At 69.2% G+C, this 18,804-nt stretch carries 9 protein-coding genes; 7 read left to right on the forward strand and 2 right to left on the reverse strand.

Going from position 1 to position 18,804, the window contains the following annotated elements; genetic code table 11:
* The first annotated feature begins 46 nt into the window (after positions 1-46).
* The 7 genes from IQ292_RS01850 to IQ292_RS01880 are packed head-to-tail and all read left to right on the forward strand — an operon-like array spanning position 47 to position 15,448.
* Complete coding sequence (locus tag IQ292_RS01850) at positions 47-2,377, forward strand: beta-N-acetylhexosaminidase (RefSeq protein ID WP_203308597.1); 2,331 nt, start codon at positions 47-49, stop codon at positions 2,375-2,377.
* Positions 2,374-4,941 (forward strand): beta-mannosidase, encoded by a 2,568-nt coding sequence (locus IQ292_RS01855; protein WP_203308598.1) that lies wholly within the window; start codon positions 2,374-2,376, stop codon positions 4,939-4,941. Before IQ292_RS01850 ends, IQ292_RS01855 begins: the two co-directional genes overlap by 4 nt.
* A complete protein-coding gene (locus IQ292_RS01860; protein ID WP_203308599.1) occupies positions 4,938-7,484 on the forward strand; it encodes a glycoside hydrolase family 3 C-terminal domain-containing protein in 2,547 nt (848 codons plus the stop codon). The genes IQ292_RS01855 and IQ292_RS01860 overlap by 4 nt, the downstream gene beginning before the upstream one ends.
* Positions 7,481-8,902, forward strand: a complete 1,422-nt coding sequence (locus IQ292_RS01865) for a glycoside hydrolase family 125 protein (protein WP_203308600.1) — start codon at positions 7,481-7,483, stop codon at positions 8,900-8,902. The genes IQ292_RS01860 and IQ292_RS01865 overlap by 4 nt, the downstream gene beginning before the upstream one ends.
* A complete protein-coding gene (locus tag IQ292_RS01870) occupies positions 8,899-11,310 on the forward strand; it encodes a GH92 family glycosyl hydrolase (RefSeq protein ID WP_203308601.1) in 2,412 nt (803 codons plus the stop codon). Before IQ292_RS01865 ends, IQ292_RS01870 begins: the two co-directional genes overlap by 4 nt.
* A complete protein-coding gene (locus tag IQ292_RS01875; protein WP_203308602.1) occupies positions 11,307-13,529 on the forward strand; it encodes a hypothetical protein in 2,223 nt (740 codons plus the stop codon). Before IQ292_RS01870 ends, IQ292_RS01875 begins: the two co-directional genes overlap by 4 nt.
* Complete coding sequence (locus IQ292_RS01880; protein ID WP_203308603.1) at positions 13,526-15,448, forward strand: alpha-L-fucosidase; 1,923 nt, start codon at positions 13,526-13,528, stop codon at positions 15,446-15,448. Before IQ292_RS01875 ends, IQ292_RS01880 begins: the two co-directional genes overlap by 4 nt.
* Here the strand turns inward: IQ292_RS01880 and IQ292_RS01885 are convergent, their stop codons facing one another.
* Entirely contained in the window at positions 15,449-16,342 is an 894-nt protein-coding gene (locus IQ292_RS01885; RefSeq protein ID WP_203308604.1) for an aldo/keto reductase, read from the reverse strand. It lies immediately after the preceding gene.
* A gap of 40 nt (positions 16,343-16,382) precedes the next feature.
* Entirely contained in the window at positions 16,383-18,803 is a 2,421-nt protein-coding gene (locus IQ292_RS01890) for an ABC transporter permease (protein WP_203308605.1), read from the reverse strand.
* Position 18,804: the final 1 nt, after the last annotated feature.

The raw sequence follows: 18,804 nt of genomic DNA on the forward strand, positions 1-18,804 counted from the left end.
CGGTCATGATACCTGACCATACCAAAACGGAACCAGGGAGCCGGTCATGATCCGCAGCGCGTCGCTTCTTCTCGCAACGACGTTGATCGCCGCCGGCGCGCCTGCTTCCGCGGGTTCCGCGTCCCCCTCCGCCACCCGATCCGCCCCGTTGCCGCTCGTGCCGATGCCGCAAAGCGTGACCCGCGGTGCCGGGCGCTTCCTGCTGACCGACGGCGCCGCGATCGGGACCGCGCCGGGCGATGCCGGCGCTGCCGCGGCGGCGCGCCTGCTGTCCGCGCAGGTCAAGGCAGCCCGCGGCCTGGTGCTGCGGCCCACGATCGGTCAAGGGGCTGTCCGCTTCGTCCGCGACCCCTCGGTCGCAGGCGACGAAGCCTATCGTCTGGATGTCACGCCGCGCGGCATCGTCATCGCCGCATCGGGCGACCGGGGATTTGTGCATGGTGCGGCGACCCTGGCGCAGCTTGCGAGTCCCGACGGCATGATGGGCCACCCCGCCGCCATTCCGGCGGTGTCGATCGCCGACGCGCCGCGCTTTTCCTGGCGCGGGCTGATGATCGACCCGTCGCGTCATTTCCAGCCGATCGAATTTCTCTATCGCACCGTCGACCGCATGGCCGCCGTCAAGCTCAACACGCTGCACCTGCATCTATCGGACGACCAGGGCTGGCGGTTCGAGGTCAAGCGGTATCCGCGACTGACGGAGATCGGAGCCTGGCGGACGCCGCCTTCGACCGGCGGGTCACCGGCCGCGAAGGTTGGCGGCTTCTACACGCAGGAACAGCTCAAGGCGCTCGTCGCTTATGCTGCCGAACGCGGCATCACGATCGTGCCGGAGATCGACCTGCCTGGCCACGCGCAGGCACTGGTCGCCGCCTATCCCGAACATGGCGTGTTCGGCGACCGGCCGGACGTGGGTCACGACTGGGGCGTCAACCCCTATCTCCTCAACCCCGATGCGAAGACGGTGCGCTTCGTGGAGGACATTCTCGACGAGGTGATGGCGGTCTTTCCCGGCACCTATATCCATCTGGGCGGCGACGAGGCGGTCAAGGATCAATGGCAACGCAGCCCGGCGGTGCAGGCGCAGATGGCCGCCGTGGGCGCGAAGACCGAAAACGAGATGCAGAGCTGGCTGATCGACCAGTTCGGCGCCTATCTGGCGAGCAAGGGCCGCCGCCTGATCGGCTGGGACGAGATCCTGGAGGGCGGCGTACCGCCATCGGCGAGCGTGATGTCATGGCGCGGCGACAAGGGTGCGGTCGACGCCGCCAATAAGGGCCACGACGTCGTCCTTTCACCCGCCCCGAACCTCTATCTGGACAATCTGCAGAGCGACCTGCCCGACGAGCCCAATGGCCGGATCGGCATTCAGACGCTGGAAGCCGTCTACGGCTACGACCCGATGCCGGCCGGGATCGATGCCGACAAGGCGCGGCACGTCCTGGGCGCGCAGGCAAATGCATGGAGCGAATATCTCGTCACGCCGTATCAGGTGGACCACAACATCTATCCGCGGCTCGGCGCGCTGGCGGAGGTGACCTGGTCGCCCAAGAGCGTGCGCGATTTTTCCAGCTTCGCGCGCCGTATCGTACCGCAGATGGCGCGCTGGCGCCGCGATGGCGGAGAGGTCGCCGACAGCGCCTTCGCCGTTGCCTATGCGCTGCAGGGCAGCCGCGGCGCCGCGCTGCGTTCCGGCCGGTTGACGGTTGCGCTGAAAACCCAGGTGCCGCTCGGGACCATCCGCTACACGACCGACGGCAGCCCTCCGACGCCCCGCTCCCGCGTCTATAGCGCGCCGATCGGCGTCGCCTCCGGCACGCCGATCCGCGCTGCCGCCTTCCTGGAGGGCGACATGCTGGCCGCGCCACGGCCGTTCGAGACGAGCCGCGCCAGCCTGCTTTCCGCGACGCCGAGCGACCTCGTCGCCTGTCCGATGGGCGCGCTCGGCCTGCGCGTGCCGCTAACTTCCGAAGCCACGGCCAATGCCCCGGTGTTCAACGTCAACCTGTTCGACACCTGCACCGCCTGGAAGGGCGCGCCCCTCGCCAACGCGCGATCGATCGCGGTGGCCGTCGCGCGCCTGCCGCGCAATTACGGCCTCGCGCACGACTTCACGGCGTTGCGCGGCCATTTCAACGTCACGCCTTATGGCGAACTGGTGGTCACCGCCGGCTGCCCGGTAAAGGACGGGCCGAAGACCCCGGTCATCGCGACCTTCCCCCTGCCCGACCCGGCAAAGGCCCCGACGCAGTTCCGCTTCGATGCGCCAATTCCGGCCGGGATGACTGACGCGGACCTCTGCTTCCAGTTCACCTCGCCGCTCAGCGATCCCTTCTACGCGGTCGAGCGCGTGCAATTGTCGGAAGGCGTACGATGATCCGCGGTGTCGCGCTTGCCCTTCTCCTCGCAAGCATTGCGGCCCCCGCCCTGGCCGGCCCGCGCGACACGGTGACGCTCGATGGCGCGTGGCAGGTGCGGATCGATCCCGCCGACGGCGCAGCGGCAAAGGCGCATCCGCAGGAGGCGCGCTGGCTGCCCGCACGCGTACCGGGCAGCGTGCAGGAGGACCTGATCCGCGCGCACCGGGTCCCCGATCCGTTCCTCGGCATCAACGAAGGCGCGATACAATGGGTCGGCCTGACCGACTGGCAGTTCCGCCGCACGCTCGCCGTGACCCCGGCAATGCTGGCACACGGACATCTCGACCTCGTGTTCGACGGGCTCGATACCTTCGCCAGTGTCTGGGTGAACGGCACGCGGCTGCTGTCCGCCGACAACGCGCATCGACGCTGGCGCGCCGATGCCAAGGCGCTGCTGCATGCGGGCGACAACGAGATCCTGGTGCGCATCGCCTCGCCGATCCGCACGCTCCAGCCGATGGTGCTGGCCGAGAAGAACGCGTTGCCGGGGGAGTATGACAGCGCGTTCGGCGACGAGCCGAAAGGCAGGCAGACGTCGCCCTATATCCGCAAGCCCAAATATCAGTACGGCTGGGATTGGGGCCCGCGCCTCGTTGCCATGGGCATCTGGCGCCCCGCCCGGCTGGAGGCATGGGACACCGCGCGGATCGAGCGCCTGCAGGTCGCGCAGGACGATCTCAATGACGCGGAAGCGCGGCTGACCGCGCGAATGACGCTGGTCGCGGACCGCGCCGCAACGCAGACGGTCCGCGTCGCACTGAGCGGTCCGAACGGCGAGCGCCAGAGCGTCGAGCGACAGGTCGCGCTGGCCGCCGGTGCCAACGCGATCACCATCCCCCTGACGGTGGCGCGGCCGCAGCGGTGGCAGCCGGTCGGCTACGGCGCCCAGCCGCTCTACACCGTCACCGGTGCCTTGGTGGACGGCGGCACGATGCGCGACAGCGCGACCCGGACGATAGGCCTGCGGACCGTCACGCTCGATCGCACCGGTGGCGCCTTCGCCCTGTCGATCAATGGTGTGCCGATCTTCGCCAAGGGCGCGAACCTGATCCCGTTCGACAGCTTCCCTGCGCGTGTCGAACAGAGCGAGATGGCGCATCTGCTCACCAGCGCGCGCGACGCCAACATGAACATGGTACGCGTCTGGGGCGGCGGCTATTATCTGGACGACGCCTTCTACGACCTCGCCGACCGCATGGGCCTGATGGTGTGGCAGGACTTCATGTTCGGCGGGTCGGTGACGCCGCCCGACCTCGCCTATCGCCGGAATGTCGCGATCGAGGCGGACGAGCAGACCGCGCGGCTGGGCGACCATCCCTCGATCGTCATCTGGACCGGCAACAACGAAGTTCTGTCGGGCTGGGAGAATTGGAGCGATCGCAAGGCGTTCAAGACCGCGATCGGCCCCGATGCGCAGGAGAGGATCGGCACCGGCATGGCGGTGCTGTTCGACCGCGTGCTGCGCGACGCGGTGACGCGCAACAGCCCGGGGACGCCCTATATGCCGGGCTCGCCGTCGACCGACTATGACGGGCCCGTCGACACGGACGCGAACGGCGACCGCCACTTCTGGGACGTCTGGTCCGGGTCGAAGCCGGTCGAACGCTATCTGGACGGCTGCCCCCGCTTCATGAGCGAATATGGCTTCCAGTCCATGCCGACGCTGGAGACGATCAGGAATTTCGCCGGCTCGCTGAAAGGGCTGACGCCCGACAGCCCGGTGATGAAGGCGCACCAGAAGTTCCTGGCGGGCGAGGGCAATGCGCGCCTGCAGCTCTACCTCGACCAGCGCCTGCGCCCCGCGAAGGATTTCGCCGACTTCGTCTATCTGACGCAGGTCAACCAGGCACAGGCGATCGGCATGGCGGCGCGTCATCATCGCGCCTGCCGCCCGGTGACGATGGGCTCGCTGTTCTGGCAGCTCAACGACGTCTGGCCGGCGGTATCCTGGGCGAGCATCGATCATCTCGGCCGCTGGAAGCTGCTGCAATATGAGGCGCGGCGCATGTACGCGCCCCAGGCGATTGTCGCCGAGCACAAGGACGGCGCGACGCGGATCGCGCTGGTTTCCGACGCGCAGCAAGCCATGCCGGCCACATGGCGCGTGACGGTACGCGACATGACGGGCGCTACGCTGGCGACGCGGGAAGGCGCGACCAGCCTCGCCCCGCTGTCCTCCACCGATGTCGCGCGCTTTGCGGACACGGACCTGTTCGGGGCCGCCGATCCCGCGCGAAGCTATGCCGTCGCGGAGTTGCTGGTCGGCGGCACGGTGGTGAGCCGCGAACTTGTCGAGCGAGGCGCGCCAAAGGATATGGCCTATCCCGACCCGGGTCTGACCTTGCGTCGCAAGGGCGATACGCTGACGATCACGGCGCGTAACCTCGCCCGTGCGGTGATGCTCGACTTCGGCGCGGCGGGCGGCACCGCGTCCGACAACGGCTTCGACCTCTTGCCGGGCGAGAGCCGCACCGTCACCATCACCGGCCCCATGCCGACGCCAAGGACGCTCGCACGATGATCCTCGCCCTGTTGCTCGCGGCGCAGGCCGCCGACCCGGTCGCGGCTGCCGTTGCGAAGATGACCCCGGAGCAGAAGGCCGCGCAATTGCAGAACACCGCGCCCGCCGATCCGGCGGTGGGCCTGCCCGCCTATGACTGGTGGAACGAGGGGCTGCACGGCCTTGCGCGCAACGGCGTGGCCACCGTCTTTCCGCAGGCGATCGGCATGGCCGCCACCTGGGACGCGCCGTTGCTCGAGGCTGCAGGTACCGTCGTGTCGACGGAGGCGCGCGCGCGCTTCAATGCCCGCCCGGTCGGAGCGGACCGGCGCATCTACCAGGGGCTGACGATATGGTCGCCCAACATCAACATCTTCCGCGATCCGCGCTGGGGCCGGGGCCAGGAGACCTATGGCGAGGACCCGTATCTGACCGGTACGCTCGGCACCGCATTCGTGCGCGGGCTGCAAGGGCCGGACCCGGCGCACCCACGGGTCGTCGGCACGCCGAAGCATTTCGCCGTGCACAGCGGACCGGAGGCGGGGCGCGACGGCTTCGACGTTGACCCCTCCCCCCGCGACCTGGAAGCGACCTATTTTCCCGCCTTCCGGCGCGTCGTGACGGAGGGCAAGGCGCAGTCGCTGATGTGCGCCTACAACGCCATCCACGGCACGCCGGCATGCGCGGCGTCATGGCTGATGAACGACCGGCTGCGCCGGGATTGGGGCTTCGCCGGCTTCACCGTGTCGGACTGCGATGCGGTGGCGAACATCTCCCTGTTTCATCACTATAAACTGGACGCCGCGGCCGGCGCGGCGGCGGCGGTGCGCGGCGGCACGGACCTCAATTGCGGCGGCGCCTATGCCGCGCTGCCCGAGGCGCTGCGGCGCGGCCTCGTCACGCAGGGTGAGGTCGACACCGCACTGGCGCGTGCGTTGCGCGCTCGGCAGGCACTCGGCATCGCCTTCGGCGCGACCAGCCCCTATGCGCGGATCAGGCCGAGCGAGGTCGACACGCCAGCGCACCGAGCGCTTGCGCTGACGGCCGCGCGCAAGGCGATCGTGCTGCTCCAGAACGCCAACGACCTGCTGCCGCTCAAACCCGGGACCCGGATTGCGGTGATCGGCGCGGACGCCGATGACCTTGGCGTGCTGCAGGGCAATTATCACGGCACCGCCGCGGCACCGGTGACTCCCTTGGAGGGGCTGCGCACCGCCTTCGGCGCGGGCAACGTCCGCTATGCGCAGGGATCGCTGCTGGCCGAAGGCGCAGCCGTCGTGCTGCCGGAAACCGCGCTGCGCAGTGGTGGCCGGCCCGGCCTGGCGGTCGAATATCACACCGGCGACCACGTCGTGACCGACCATGTCCGGCGCATCGACCTCGACCTCAATCGCGCCCCGCCCGCCGTTGGCGTGCCGGCGACGGGCTATATCGCGCATTGGACCGGCGACTTTGTACCGCCCGCGCCGGGCCGCTACCGGCTGATCCTCGATCAGGCGCAATGCTGGAAGGATTGCACGACGCATGACAGCGTACGTGTCGCGATCGGCGGCAAGGTCCTGCACGACGGGCCGCTGGCCAGGGGGCGCGTCGAGCTGACGATCGACAGCGACGGCAGCGCGCAGCCGCTCGACATCCTGCTCGATCACAAGAGCGAGGACGAGAGCTTCCGCCTGTCCTGGATGCCGCCCGCCGCGCCGCTGCTGGCCGAGGCGGTGGCGGCGGCACAGGCGTCGGACGTCGCAGTCGTCGTCGCCGGCCTGTCGCCCGATCTGGAGGGCGAGGCGCTGTCGGTGTCCGTCCCCGGCTTTGTCGGCGGCGATCGTACCGATATCGCGCTGCCCGCGCCGCAACGCGCGCTGATCGAAGCACTCCGGGTGACCGGCAAGCCGACCGTCCTGGTCCTGACCAGCGGCAGCGCGGTCGCCGTCGATCCTTCGGACGCCCACGCGATCCTTGCCGCCTGGTATCCCGGCGAGGCGGGCGGCACGGCGATCGCGGATACGCTCGCCGGCCGCAACAACCCGGCGGGCCGCCTGCCCGTCACCTTCTACAAGGCGACGAGCGATCTGCCCGCCTTCGTCGATTATGCGATGAAGGAACGCACCTACCGCTATTTCACCGGTACGCCGCTGTGGGGCTTCGGCCACGGCCTCAGCTATACGCGCTTCGCCTACGATCCCGTCGCGGCGCCCGTCACCGTCGCGGCGGGCGCGACGCTTGCCGTGACCGCCACCGTCCGAAACACCGGCGCGCGCGATGGCGAGGAGGTGGTTCAGGCCTATCTCGTCCCCCCCGCCCCGTCCGAAAAGCCGACCATGACCGAGGCGGTGCTGCAGCGCCAGCTCGTCGGCTATGCGCGCGTCTCGGTGAAGCGCGGCGGCAGCGGCCGGGTCAGCTTCGCGATCGATCCGCGCGCCATGAGCATCGTCGACCGAGACGGCCGCCGCCACGTCGCCCCTGGGGCCTATCGCCTCTACGTCGGCGGCGGCCAGCCGGGCGACGGCACAGGCGTCTGGCACGACTTCATGGTGACGGGCGCAGACACGGAGCTGCCGAAATGAGTATCGACCGTCGCACCTTCGTCACCGGTAGCGTGGCGATCGCCTCCACCCCAGCCTTCGCCGCCGCCGCGCCCTATGCCAGCAAGCGCCCCGCGCCCGCCGACCGCCGCTTCACCAGCCGCGCGGTCGAGCGCGAGATCGTCCGTATCCAGAAGCAGATCGCCGATCCGAAGCTCGCCTGGATGTTCGGCAATTGCTATCCGAACACGCTCGATACCACCGTCAGGATGGGCATGGTGGGCGGCCAGCCCGACGCCTTCGTCATCACCGGCGATATCCCCTGCCTGTGGCTGCGGGACTCGTCAGCACAGCTGAAGCCGTATCTGCACCTGGTTAAGGAGGACGCCCGGCTCGCCGAGCTGTTTCGCGGCCTGATCGCGCGGCAGGCGCGCTCGATCCTCCTCGATCCTTACGCCAATGCCTTCATGGAAGACCCGACGGCGACCACCAACCTGCCCTGGGCACTGAAGGACGAGACGGCGATGAAGCCGGGCGTCGCCGAGCGGAAATGGGAAGTGGATTCGCTCTGCTATCCGATCCGGTTGGCGCACCAATATTGGCGCGCAACGGGCGACACGCGCCCCTTCGACGCGACGTGGCGCGAAGCGGCGCGCACGACGCTGCGCACCTTCCGCGAGCAGCAGCGCAAGCAGGGTGACGGCCCCTACAGCTTCCGCCGCAGCGCGCCGCAGCCGACCGAGACTTTGCTGTGGGGCCATGGCAATCCGGTGAAGCCGGTCGGGCTGATCGCATCGGGCTTCCGCCCCTCCGACGATGCCTGCCTCTACCCCTTCTTGATCCCGTCGAACCTGTTCGCGGCGACGGCGCTGCGCGAGCTCGCACAGCTCGCGCAGGCGGTCGGCGACGTCGCACTCGCCGGTGATGCCGCCGCTCTTGCCGACGAAGTGGCCGCAGCGTTGCGGCAGCATGGCACGATGCGCCTGCCGGACGGACGCGAGGTCTGGGCCTATGAGGTCGACGGCTATGGCAACCGGTTGTTCATGGACGATGCCAATGTCCCGTCCCTGTCCGGCCTCGCCTATCTCGGCTGCGTGACGCCGGACGATCGCCTGTGGCGCACGACCGAAGCGGCGGCGTGGAGCGAGGCAAACCCCTGGTTCTTCCGCGGTCGCGCGGGCGAGGGCATCGGCGGCCCCCATGTCGGCCCCGGCCAGATCTGGCCGATGTCGCTGATCGTCCGCGCGCTGTCGACCAGCGACGCCGCGACGATCCGCGCCTGCCTGAGGACGATCCGCGACAGCGACGCGGGCACCGGCTTCATTCACGAGACCTTCGATCGCGACGATCCCGCCAAATTCACGCGCGACTGGTTCGCCTGGGCGAACGGCCTGTTCGGCGAGCTGATCGTGACGCTGGCACGGACGCAGCCGGCGATCCTGCAGGAGACGTTCCGATGACACCCACGCCCTCCCGCGGTCTCGCCGCTTCCTTCCTCTCCCACTGTGGGAGGAAAGGCGCCCGCTCGCTGCAGACGGGTGGGACGGGTGAGGGTTCGCACGTCACTCGCCGCGCGCTGCTGGCCTCCACCGCTGCCGCGGCGCTACCGCTGCCCGCCTTCGCCGCGGCCCCTGAGCCGACTCCGCCTAATTTGTTCGTCGGCACCGGCGGCCACGGCCATACCTACCCCGGCCCAAGCCTGCCCTTCGGCATGGTACAGCTGGGTCCCGACACCGATGTCGAACGCTGGGACGCCTGTTCCGGCTACCACAGCGGCGACGGGTCGATCATGGGATTCAGTCACACCCATCTGTCGGGCACGGGCATCGGCGACATGCTGGACGTGCTGCTGGTCCCGACGCGCGGCCCCGTACAGCTGCTCCCCGGCCCGCTCGACGATCCGGACAAGGGCTATCGTCAGCGCTTCCGGGACGAGCATGCCGAGCCCGGCTATTACCGTGTCACGCTGGAGAGCGGCGTCGTCGCCGAGCTGACCGTGACCGAGCGGACCGGCTGGCACCGTTATACGTTTCCCGCCGGGCCCGGTCATATCCTGGTGGACCTGTCGCACCTGATCCTCGACTCAAGCGACCAGCCCCCGCTGATCACCGACGCGACGCTGGGGGTCGACGACGCGGGCACGATCACGGGCGCACGCACCGTCAACCGCTGGGCCAAGGGGCGGCGCATCCATTTCGCGCTGCAGCTGTCGCGCAAGCCCGATCGCATCACCTTCTACGGCGACGGTGACAGGGAGCAGCCGGCGGGATCGCGCGCCATCGCGGGTATGCGGCTGAAGGCGGTGCTGCATTACGACGACGCGGGCGCCGCGCCGGTCGTCGCCAGCTGCGGCCTGTCCGCCGTCGATGTCGCGGGCGCGCGTGCCAACCTCGCGGCGGAGGCTCCGCACTGGGATTTCGACCGCATCCGCCGCGCCGCGCGGGCGCGCTGGGCGGAAGCGCTCGACACGATCACGGTCGAGGGTGGCACCGCCGACCAGCGCACGATCATGGCCTCGGCGCTCTATCATGCGCAGCTCGCGCCGACGCTCTTCTCCGATGTCGACGGTCGCTACGTCGGGATGGATCGCAAGGTGCACCGCCTGCCGAAGGGGCAGGCCGCCTACAGCACCTTCTCGCTGTGGGATACGTACCGGGCGCTCCACCCGTTGCTCACCATCGTCGCGCCGGAGCGGGTCGAGAGCCTGGTCGCGGATATGATCCGCCAGACGCAGCAGAGCCCCTATGGACCGCCCGTCTGGCCGCTGCAGGGCGTCGAGACGGGCTGCATGATCGGCTGGCACGGCGTCTCGGTCCTCGCGGAGGCGCAGGCCAAGGGCATTCCGGGCGACTATGCCGCCGCCTGGCCGGGCATTGCCCGGCGGTCCTTCGACTTTGCCGCGCCCGATATGGACAACAGCAAGGGCCGCGACCTCTACGATGCCAAGGGCTACGTCCCCGCCGACACCTGGTGGGAAAGCGTCAGCCGAACGCAGGAATATGCCTATGACGACTGGGCATCGTCGCACATCGCGCGCGCCATCGGCAGACCGGCCGAGGCCGACCGCCTGCTCCGGCGTTCGCGCAACTGGCGCAACGTCATCGACGGCGGCATCGGCTTCGCCCGCCCTCGCTTCGCCGATGGCAGCTGGTGGAGCCCCTACGATCCCGTCCAGCTCGGGCACATGCCGAAGCCTTGGTGGCGCGACTATACGGAAGCGAACGGCTGGCAGGCGACGTTCCTCAACCAGCAAGACGTCTATGGCCTGATCGACCATATGGGCGGCGAGGCGAAGTTCGAGGCGAAGCTCGATGCGCTGTTCACCGCTCCGTCGACGCTCCCCGCCAATGCGCCGCCGGACATATCCGGCCTCGTCGGGCAATATGCGCACGGCAACGAGCCCGACCATCACGTCGCCTATCTCTACGCCTATAGCGGTTCGCCCTGGAAGACGCAGGCCATGGTGCGCCGCCTCTGCACGGACATGTACAGGAACGATCCGGACGGCGTCATCGGCAACGACGATTGCGGCCAGATGAGCGCCTGGTTCGTGCTGTCCGCGCTCGGTTTCTATCCCGTCGACCCGGTCGAGGCGGTCTATGTCTTCGGATCGCCGCTGTTCGAGCGTGCGACGCTGCGCCTGCCCGGTGGCAAGCGGCTGGTGATAGAGGCACCGGGCAACCGCGCGGACACGCCCTATGTCACCGCCGTCCGGTGGAACGGCCGCCCCTGGACCAGGACCTGGATCCGCCACGCCGATCTGGTGAAGGGCGGCACGCTCAGCTTCACGATGAGCGCGACGCCAGACACGCGCTTCGGCCGCGCGCCGGCCGCCCGTCCGCCGTCGAACGGCCGTCTGCGCGCATGATGCTGGCGGCGGCGCTCGCCGCATCCTGCGTGACGACCGGAGCGGGCGGCGAGGTCGCCGCCGCCCTGCTGCGGAGCCGCATCGCAGAACGGGCAGCGACGTGCGGAACACTGCGACTGGTCATCGCGCCGGTCGAAGTGGTCGCCGCTGCCCTGCCGGCCCCGGACCAGCGGCGGTGGCGCCCTCCGGCGTCCCTACCGCGCGAAGGGTTCGCGATCCGCCGCGTCGGCGCCACGACGGTGGTGACCGCGCACGGCACCCGCGGGCTCGTCTACGGTGCAGGCTGGGTGCTCCGGCATCTCGAGGTCGCCGGCGGAACGGTCCGGCTCCGCCTGCCCCGCCCCGTCGACGAGGCACCGGCACAACCGACACGGCTGACGCAGATAGGCTACCGGCCGAAGAACAACAGCTACGACGCGTGGACGCTGCCGATGTTCGCGCGGCGGATCGAGGATTTCGCCTTGTGGGGCGCGAGCGGCGTCCAGCTGATCGCGCCCGTGTCCGACGATGAGGCGACCGGCCCGCTGTTTCCCGCGCCGCCGCGCGAAACGCTGGCCGGGATCGCGACGATCGCGCACCGGCTCGGCCTCGACGTCGCGCTCTATTATCCCGAGCTCGGGGATTACGCGAAGCCCGGGGCGGTCGCTGCGGAGATGGCGACCTTTCGTCGTACGCTCGCCGACCTCCCTTTCGTCGACGCGCTCTATGTACCGGGCGGCGACCCCGGCCACACCGCGCCCGACAGGCTGTTCCCACTCGTCGCCGCGCAGGTAGCGCTGTTGCGCGCACGGGCACCGGGCGCGCCCGTCTATATTTCGTCCCAGGGGTTCGACGCCGCCGGGTTCGATGCCTTCTACCACGAACTCGACAAGTGCCCCGCATGGCTGACGGGCATCTTCGTCGGCCCGCAGACGCGCGATCCGCTGGCCGTGCAGCGGGCGCGCATCCCCGCACGCTATCCGCTGATCCTCTATCCCGACATCGCGCATACGATGCACGCGCAGTTTCCGGTGGATCGCTGGTGGCCCGAATTCGCGCTGACCGAGGGTCGTGAGCCGATCAATCCCCGTCCCGCCGCCTATGCCCGCATCTTCGCTCATCTCGCACCGCAGACCGTCGGCTTCGTCACCTATTCCGAAGGGGTAAACGACGATTTCAACCAGTTCCTGTGGTTCCGCTTGGGCTGGGACCCGCACACCGGTCTCGACAGCGTGGCGGCGGACTACGCCCGCATCTTCATCGGTGATGCCGCCGCCGCGCCCTTACCCGCCGCGCTGGAAGCGAATTGGATCGGAGACCCGGCGACCAACGCCGGCATCGATGCCACGCTGGCGCGTGCCGATGCGATCCGCCCCGCCGCCTTCGCTGACTGGCGGATCGACGCGCTGCGCTATCGCGCGGTTTATGACGCGCTCGTGCACCATCGGACGATTTCGGCGCGCGCACGGCGCAGGGCGGCGCTGGCCGCTCCCGACCCCGTGACGGCGCGCGCCATCCTCGCCCGACCGGATGACGCCGTCGTCGATGCCCTGCTCGCGCGCCTGAACGCGCTGGCGGAGCGACTGTGGCAGGGGGCACGGCTGCAGCTCAGCGTCACGCGCTACGGCGCATCGAACGTCGAGCGGGGCGCCAATCTGGACCGCGCCGACACCGACCTCGCGGGGCGCGCCTGGATCGAGGCCGAGATGGAGAAGCGCTGGCCAATCCCGGATCGCAGCCGCCGGGCGGAAGGGGCGTTGTACGATGATCTGGGCCGCCCCGATGCCGAACCGCATCTGGTCCGCGGCCTCGGCCTGTCGCGCGATCCTCAGGGGTTCGCCACCGCGATCGACGGCATCGCCGACCGTACGCTCGCCGACGGCTGGGCGCCATCCGCGCTCGACTATGCCGAGACGCTCTACGATACACCTCTGCGGCTGCATTATGCCGAGCTCGACCCGCGCCGGCACTATCGGCTGACGATCACCTATGCGGGCGAGGACTATACGCTGCCGATCCGGCTCGTCGCCAACGGCCGGTACGTCCTCCAGGACGCCTTCCGCCGCACCGACAATCCGATGCAGGTCACGCTCGACGTGCCCAGGGCCGCGACGGCGCGCGGCACGCTCGACCTCGCCTGGACCCGACCGCCCGGCATGGGTGGCAGCGGCCGCGGCAAGCAGGTCGCCGAGACCTGGCTGATTCCCGACCCCCTTTCCACCGGAGCCACGCGTCCATGAACGATCTTTCCCGCCGCACGCTCGTCGCCGCCGCCGGCCTCGCCGCAGGCACCGCTCCTGCCTTTGCCGCCAAGGCGCGCCTCACCAGCGTCGCCGCGCCCAAGCCATGGGGAGCGCTGCCGTCCGCAAGGCAGCTCGCCTGGCACCGGCGCGAGCGCTACGCCTTCGTCCACTTCTCGATCAACACCTTCACCGATCGCGAATGGGGCTATGGCGATGAGAGCCCGACGCTGTTCAACCCGACCGACTTCCGGCCCGACCAGATCGTCGCCGCTGCCAAGGCGGGGGGCATGACCGGCATCATCCTCACCGCCAAACATCACGACGGCTTTTGCCTCTGGCCGACGATGCTGACCGAACATTGCATCCGCAACAGCCCGTACAAGAACGGCAGGGGCGACATCGTCCGCGAGATGGAACAGGCGACGCGCCGCGCCGGCCTGTCTTTCGGCCTGTATCTGTCGCCCTGGGATCGCAACCACGCGGACTATGGCCGACCGGCCTATATCGACTATTACCGCAAGCAGGTCGTCGAGCTCTGCACCCGCTACGGCGAGCTTTTCGAATTCTGGTTCGACGGCGCCAATGGCGGCGACGGCTATTACGGCGGCGCGCGCGAGACGCGGAAGATCGACGCGCCGAAATATTACAACTGGCCCTCGATCATCGCGCTGGTGCACCAGCATCAGCCGATGGCCTGTACCTTCGATCCGCTGGGCGCCGATATCCGCTGGGTGGGGAATGAGGACGGCGTCGCGGGCGATCCGTGCTGGCCGACGATGCCCGACCACCCCTATGTCCAGGAGGAAGGCAATAGCGGCGTGCGGGGCGCCCCCCTGTGGTGGCCGGCGGAAACGGACGTGTCGATCCGACCCGGCTGGTTCTACCACGCCGACGAGGATGCGAAGGTGAAGAGCCCGGCGCGGCTCGTCCGCCTGCTGGACGAATCGGTGGGTCGCGGCACCAACCTCAATCTCAACCTTCCGCCCGACCGGCGCGGGCAGATCCCGGCGCATGACGTCGCGGTGCTGAAGAGCTTCGGCGACGCGATGCGCGCGACCTTTGCCACCGATCTCGCGCAAGGCGCAGTAGCGCAAGCCAGCGCGATCCGGGGCCCGGCGTTCGGCGCCGCAAAGGTGCTGGACGGCAACCGCGACACCTATTGGTCTACGCCCGATGGCGTGACGACGCCGACGCTGACGCTGGACCTGCCGCCCGGCCGCGCGTTCGACCTGATCCGGCTGCGTGAACACCTGCCGCTCGGCGTGCGGGTGACGCGGTTCGCGGTGGAGGCGGACGTCGATGGCACGTGGCGGCGGCTGGCGACCCACGCCTGCATCGGCGCGCAGCGGCTGATCCGCCTGCCCTCCCCGATCGCTGCGCGCCGGGTGCGGCTCGTGATCCTCGAGGCGCCCGTCTGCCCGGCGATCAGCGAGATCGCCCTCTTCCGCAGCGTCGCGCCCGCCGACGTCGCGCCGCCGCAATCGAATGATCCGACGACCCTCTCGACGCGCGGCTGGAAGGTCGTCGCGGCGACCGCCCCGGGCGCGGAGGCACTGCTCGACGGCGACGGATCGACGGTCTGGACGCAACCCGCGCCCACCGCCACGACGCCGGCCGGCGTCACGCTCGACATCGGCGGGGTACAGACGATCGCCGGCTTCAGCCTGACGCCATGGCGCCACCCCGATCCCGACAGCGCGCCGCCGCGTGGCTATCGCGTCGAAACGAGCCGCGACGGCACGTCCTGGGCTCCGGCGGGCGACGGCGAGTTTCCGAACATCGCCTATGCCCTCTCGACTCAGCGTATCGCCTTCGCCGCACCGGTCCGCGCGCGCTATCTGCGCCTGGCCTTCCCCGCCGCCGCGAAGCCGGTAGGCCATCTCGCCATCGCCGATATCGGCGCGTTCACCCGCTGATCACGGCAGGCGCGCGCCGAGGCCGGCCTCGAGCACGGCATACCATTCGGCGCGCGTCCAGCCGACCGTATAGGCATCGGCGGCGGCGCGGATGCGCGCGGGCGCCTGCGATCCGACGATGGGGATGATCTGCGCCGGATGCGCCATCACCCAGGCGAGTGCGGCCGTGGCCGCGTCGACGCCGTGCCGCGCGCCATGCGCCGCCAGCGCCGCCGCGGCGGGATGGTCGCCCGTGGCCAGGCGGCCGCCGCCCAGCGGGGACCAGGCGAGCACGCCCACCCCGAGCCGCATCGCCTGGTCGAGCGTGCCATCGAACAGCGGCGCGCTGTGCAAAGCCGAGAATTCGGGCTGCGTACTGACGATCGGCTGGTCGAGGAACGCCTGCAGCGCCTCGAATTCCGCCGGGCTGTAATTGGAGACGCCAACGGCGCGGACCTTGCCGCTTTCGACCATCCGCGTCAGCGCCCCCGCCACCTCCTGCGGATGGGTCAGCAGGTCGCGGCGGTGGATCTGGTAGAGGTCGACCCGCTCCACCCGCATCCGCGTCAGCGAGGCGTCGAGCGCATCCGCCAGATAGGCCGCGCTCGAATTGTACGGGATGCCGGGACGGATGCCGCCCTTGGTCGCGATCACCATCCGCTCGCGCAGGTCGGGCGCTTCCGCGAGCGCATCGCCGAACAGCAGTTCCGCCGATCCGAAGCCGGCGGGCTGGTCCGCGCCATAGATGTCCGCGGTATCGAACAACGTGATCCCCGCCTCCAGCGCCGCGTCGATCGACGCGCGCGCGCCCGCTACCGAACCCGCCAGCCGCCACATGCCCCAGGCAATCGGCGAGACCAGGATATCGCTGCGCCCCAACGGACGTGGTGCGGCGGACAGGTGGATGGTGGTCATGCCGCCGCCTTCGCACAACGCCGGACGGACGAGTAGTCCCCTATTCGTAGCGCAAGGCGCGCGCGGGCTCCGCGCGGGCGACGCGCCATGACTGGGCGAGGACCGTCGCCGCCGCGATCACGAGCGCCGCCGCGCCGGCACCGAGGAAATAGAGCGGCGACAGCGCGATCCGATCGGCGAAGGCGGCGAGCCATTGGCGCATCGCGTAAAAGGCGATCGGCCAGGCCAGCACGGTGGCGACGACCACCGGACGCAGGAACTGGCCGACCAGCATGCGCAGCATCTCCGTCGTCGAGGCGCCCAGCGTCTTGCGGATGCCGATCTCCCGCACTCGGCGCGCGGTGTCGAACGCGGCAAGACCGTAGAGCCCGATGCACGCGATCATCAGCGCAAGCATCGCGCCGATGGTGAAGAGGCGCATCGCCCGGGTGTCCACCTCATAAAGGCTGGCGATGCGTGCATCGACAGTGTCGCCGCGAAACGGCACCTGCGGCGCCTCCCGCCGCCACACGCTGGCGATCCGGTCCAACATCGCCCGTGGATCGCCCCGGAAACGCACGGCGGCAACTGGCTGCGGCGGTTGATCGGGATAAAAGATGTAGTAGCTGCCGCCGTCAGGCTGATGCGTAGAAAGGAAGCGCATATCCTCTATCACGCCGACGATGGTACGCGGACGGGGATAGCCGACCGTTCGGCCGATCGCGTCTCCAGGTGTGGCAAAGCCCAAAGTCTGCGCAGCCTGGCGGCTCAACACGATCATGCGCCCCGCATTCCACCTCTTCCAGTTGCTCGAATCGTCCCCCGGATGCCGACCGTCGAACACGCGCCCGGCAAGCAAGCGGGCGCCATAGGTGTCGAAGAATCCGGGCCCGACGCTGACAAGTTGCAAGATTGGCCCGCCATTGGCCTGACCGGGGGTCTCGATGGCATCCGCGATGCTGCTGCCGTCCCCGCCCGGGCCGGCCGTAGCGAGGCCTATCGAGTTCACACCGGGCAGGCGGCGGATCGCGCTGACGACGCTTCGCACCTGATCCGGTGCAAGCCCTTTATCGGCGAGTGATGCGACGGTGATTAGCCCGCGCCGCTGAAAGCCGAGATCGCTGCCGCGTAGATGCGCGACCTCAAGCATCATCACCAACGTTCCGATGGCGAAGATGATTGCTAGCGTGAACTGGAGGACGATCAATGCCTCACGCAGGCGGCGCTTTCCGCGACCGCCTGCCGGTGCAGGAGCGGCGGATAAAGCCGCAGCGGCGGGGTAGGTTGACTGAACGATGGCTGGATAGAAGCCTGCGAGGAAACCGACCACGCCCGTCAGCAAAACCAGTAGCGGCAAGGCCCAGCCATAAGGGACCGTCAGCGAGGTTCCGGCCGCGGCATTGACGAACGGCAACCCGACCTCCGCCAGCGCCAACCCGACGAGCGCCGCCAAGCCGACCATCAGGACCGCCTCACCGACGAACTGGCGGATCAACGTCGCGCGCGTGGCGCCCGTCACCTTGCGCAGCGCCACCTCCCGTGCGCGCAAGATGCCTCGCGCGGTCGCGAGGTTCACGTGGTTGAACACGGCAATCGCCAAAGTCATCAGGCCTATGGCGCCCAACACCGCGACCATCATCCTCCGGCTGGCGCTTTCCGCACCGACCGGATGCAGATGCACGTCCCTCAGCGGCATCAGCGGCAGCGAGAGCCATTTCGACGCTCCCGGCCCAACATCCGGCCGCGCTCGGGCGTCGACAAACGGAGGCAGCTTGGCTGCGAACGCCGCCGCCGCCGCTGGAGTGGGGAAGCGCAGGTAGGTTGTTAGCGACGCCGTGCCCCATTTATTCCATGCCCATTCGCCTGGTGGCGGCAATGACGGCATGGGTATCAGCAGACCAGCCTTAAGATCGCTATTGGCGGGAATGTCCTCGAATACGCCAGCAACGTGATAGCGGACCGGCGCATCTAACGCGATCGTCAGCGTCTGGCCGATCGGATCATCATGGCCGAAATAACGTGCGGCCACCGCCCGGCTGATCAGCACCGCTGCGGGGTCACGCAACGCGCCAGCGCCCTGCCCCGCGACCATCGGCAGGGCGAAGACATCGAAAAAGGACGCATCGACCTGCGTCACATCCTCCTTTGTCGTCACGCCATCGCGTACCACGCCGCCGCCTGTCCCGCCCCGCATGCGTGTACCGGTGAGGCCCGGAAACGCCGCCTGCATCTGCTCGAGCAGGCCGCCCATCGTCGCGGGATAGACGCCGTTGATCACGCTGCCCGGCAAGTGGACCTCGGTACCGACGACGTAGATCTGCTCATGATGCGGCAGCCATCGCTCGAAACTCGTCTCGAACCGTACGTACAGCGCGAGCGTGAGGAACACGGCAATACCAAGTGCAAGACCGCCGATATCGAGCGCGGTATGCAACTTATGCCGGACAACTGTGCGGTAGAAGGAAACCAGCGCCGAATGCATG

Origin of the sequence: Sphingomonas beigongshangi (assembly GCF_016820445.1) — a bacterium.
Taxonomy (GTDB): domain Bacteria; phylum Pseudomonadota; class Alphaproteobacteria; order Sphingomonadales; family Sphingomonadaceae; genus Sphingomonas; species Sphingomonas beigongshangi.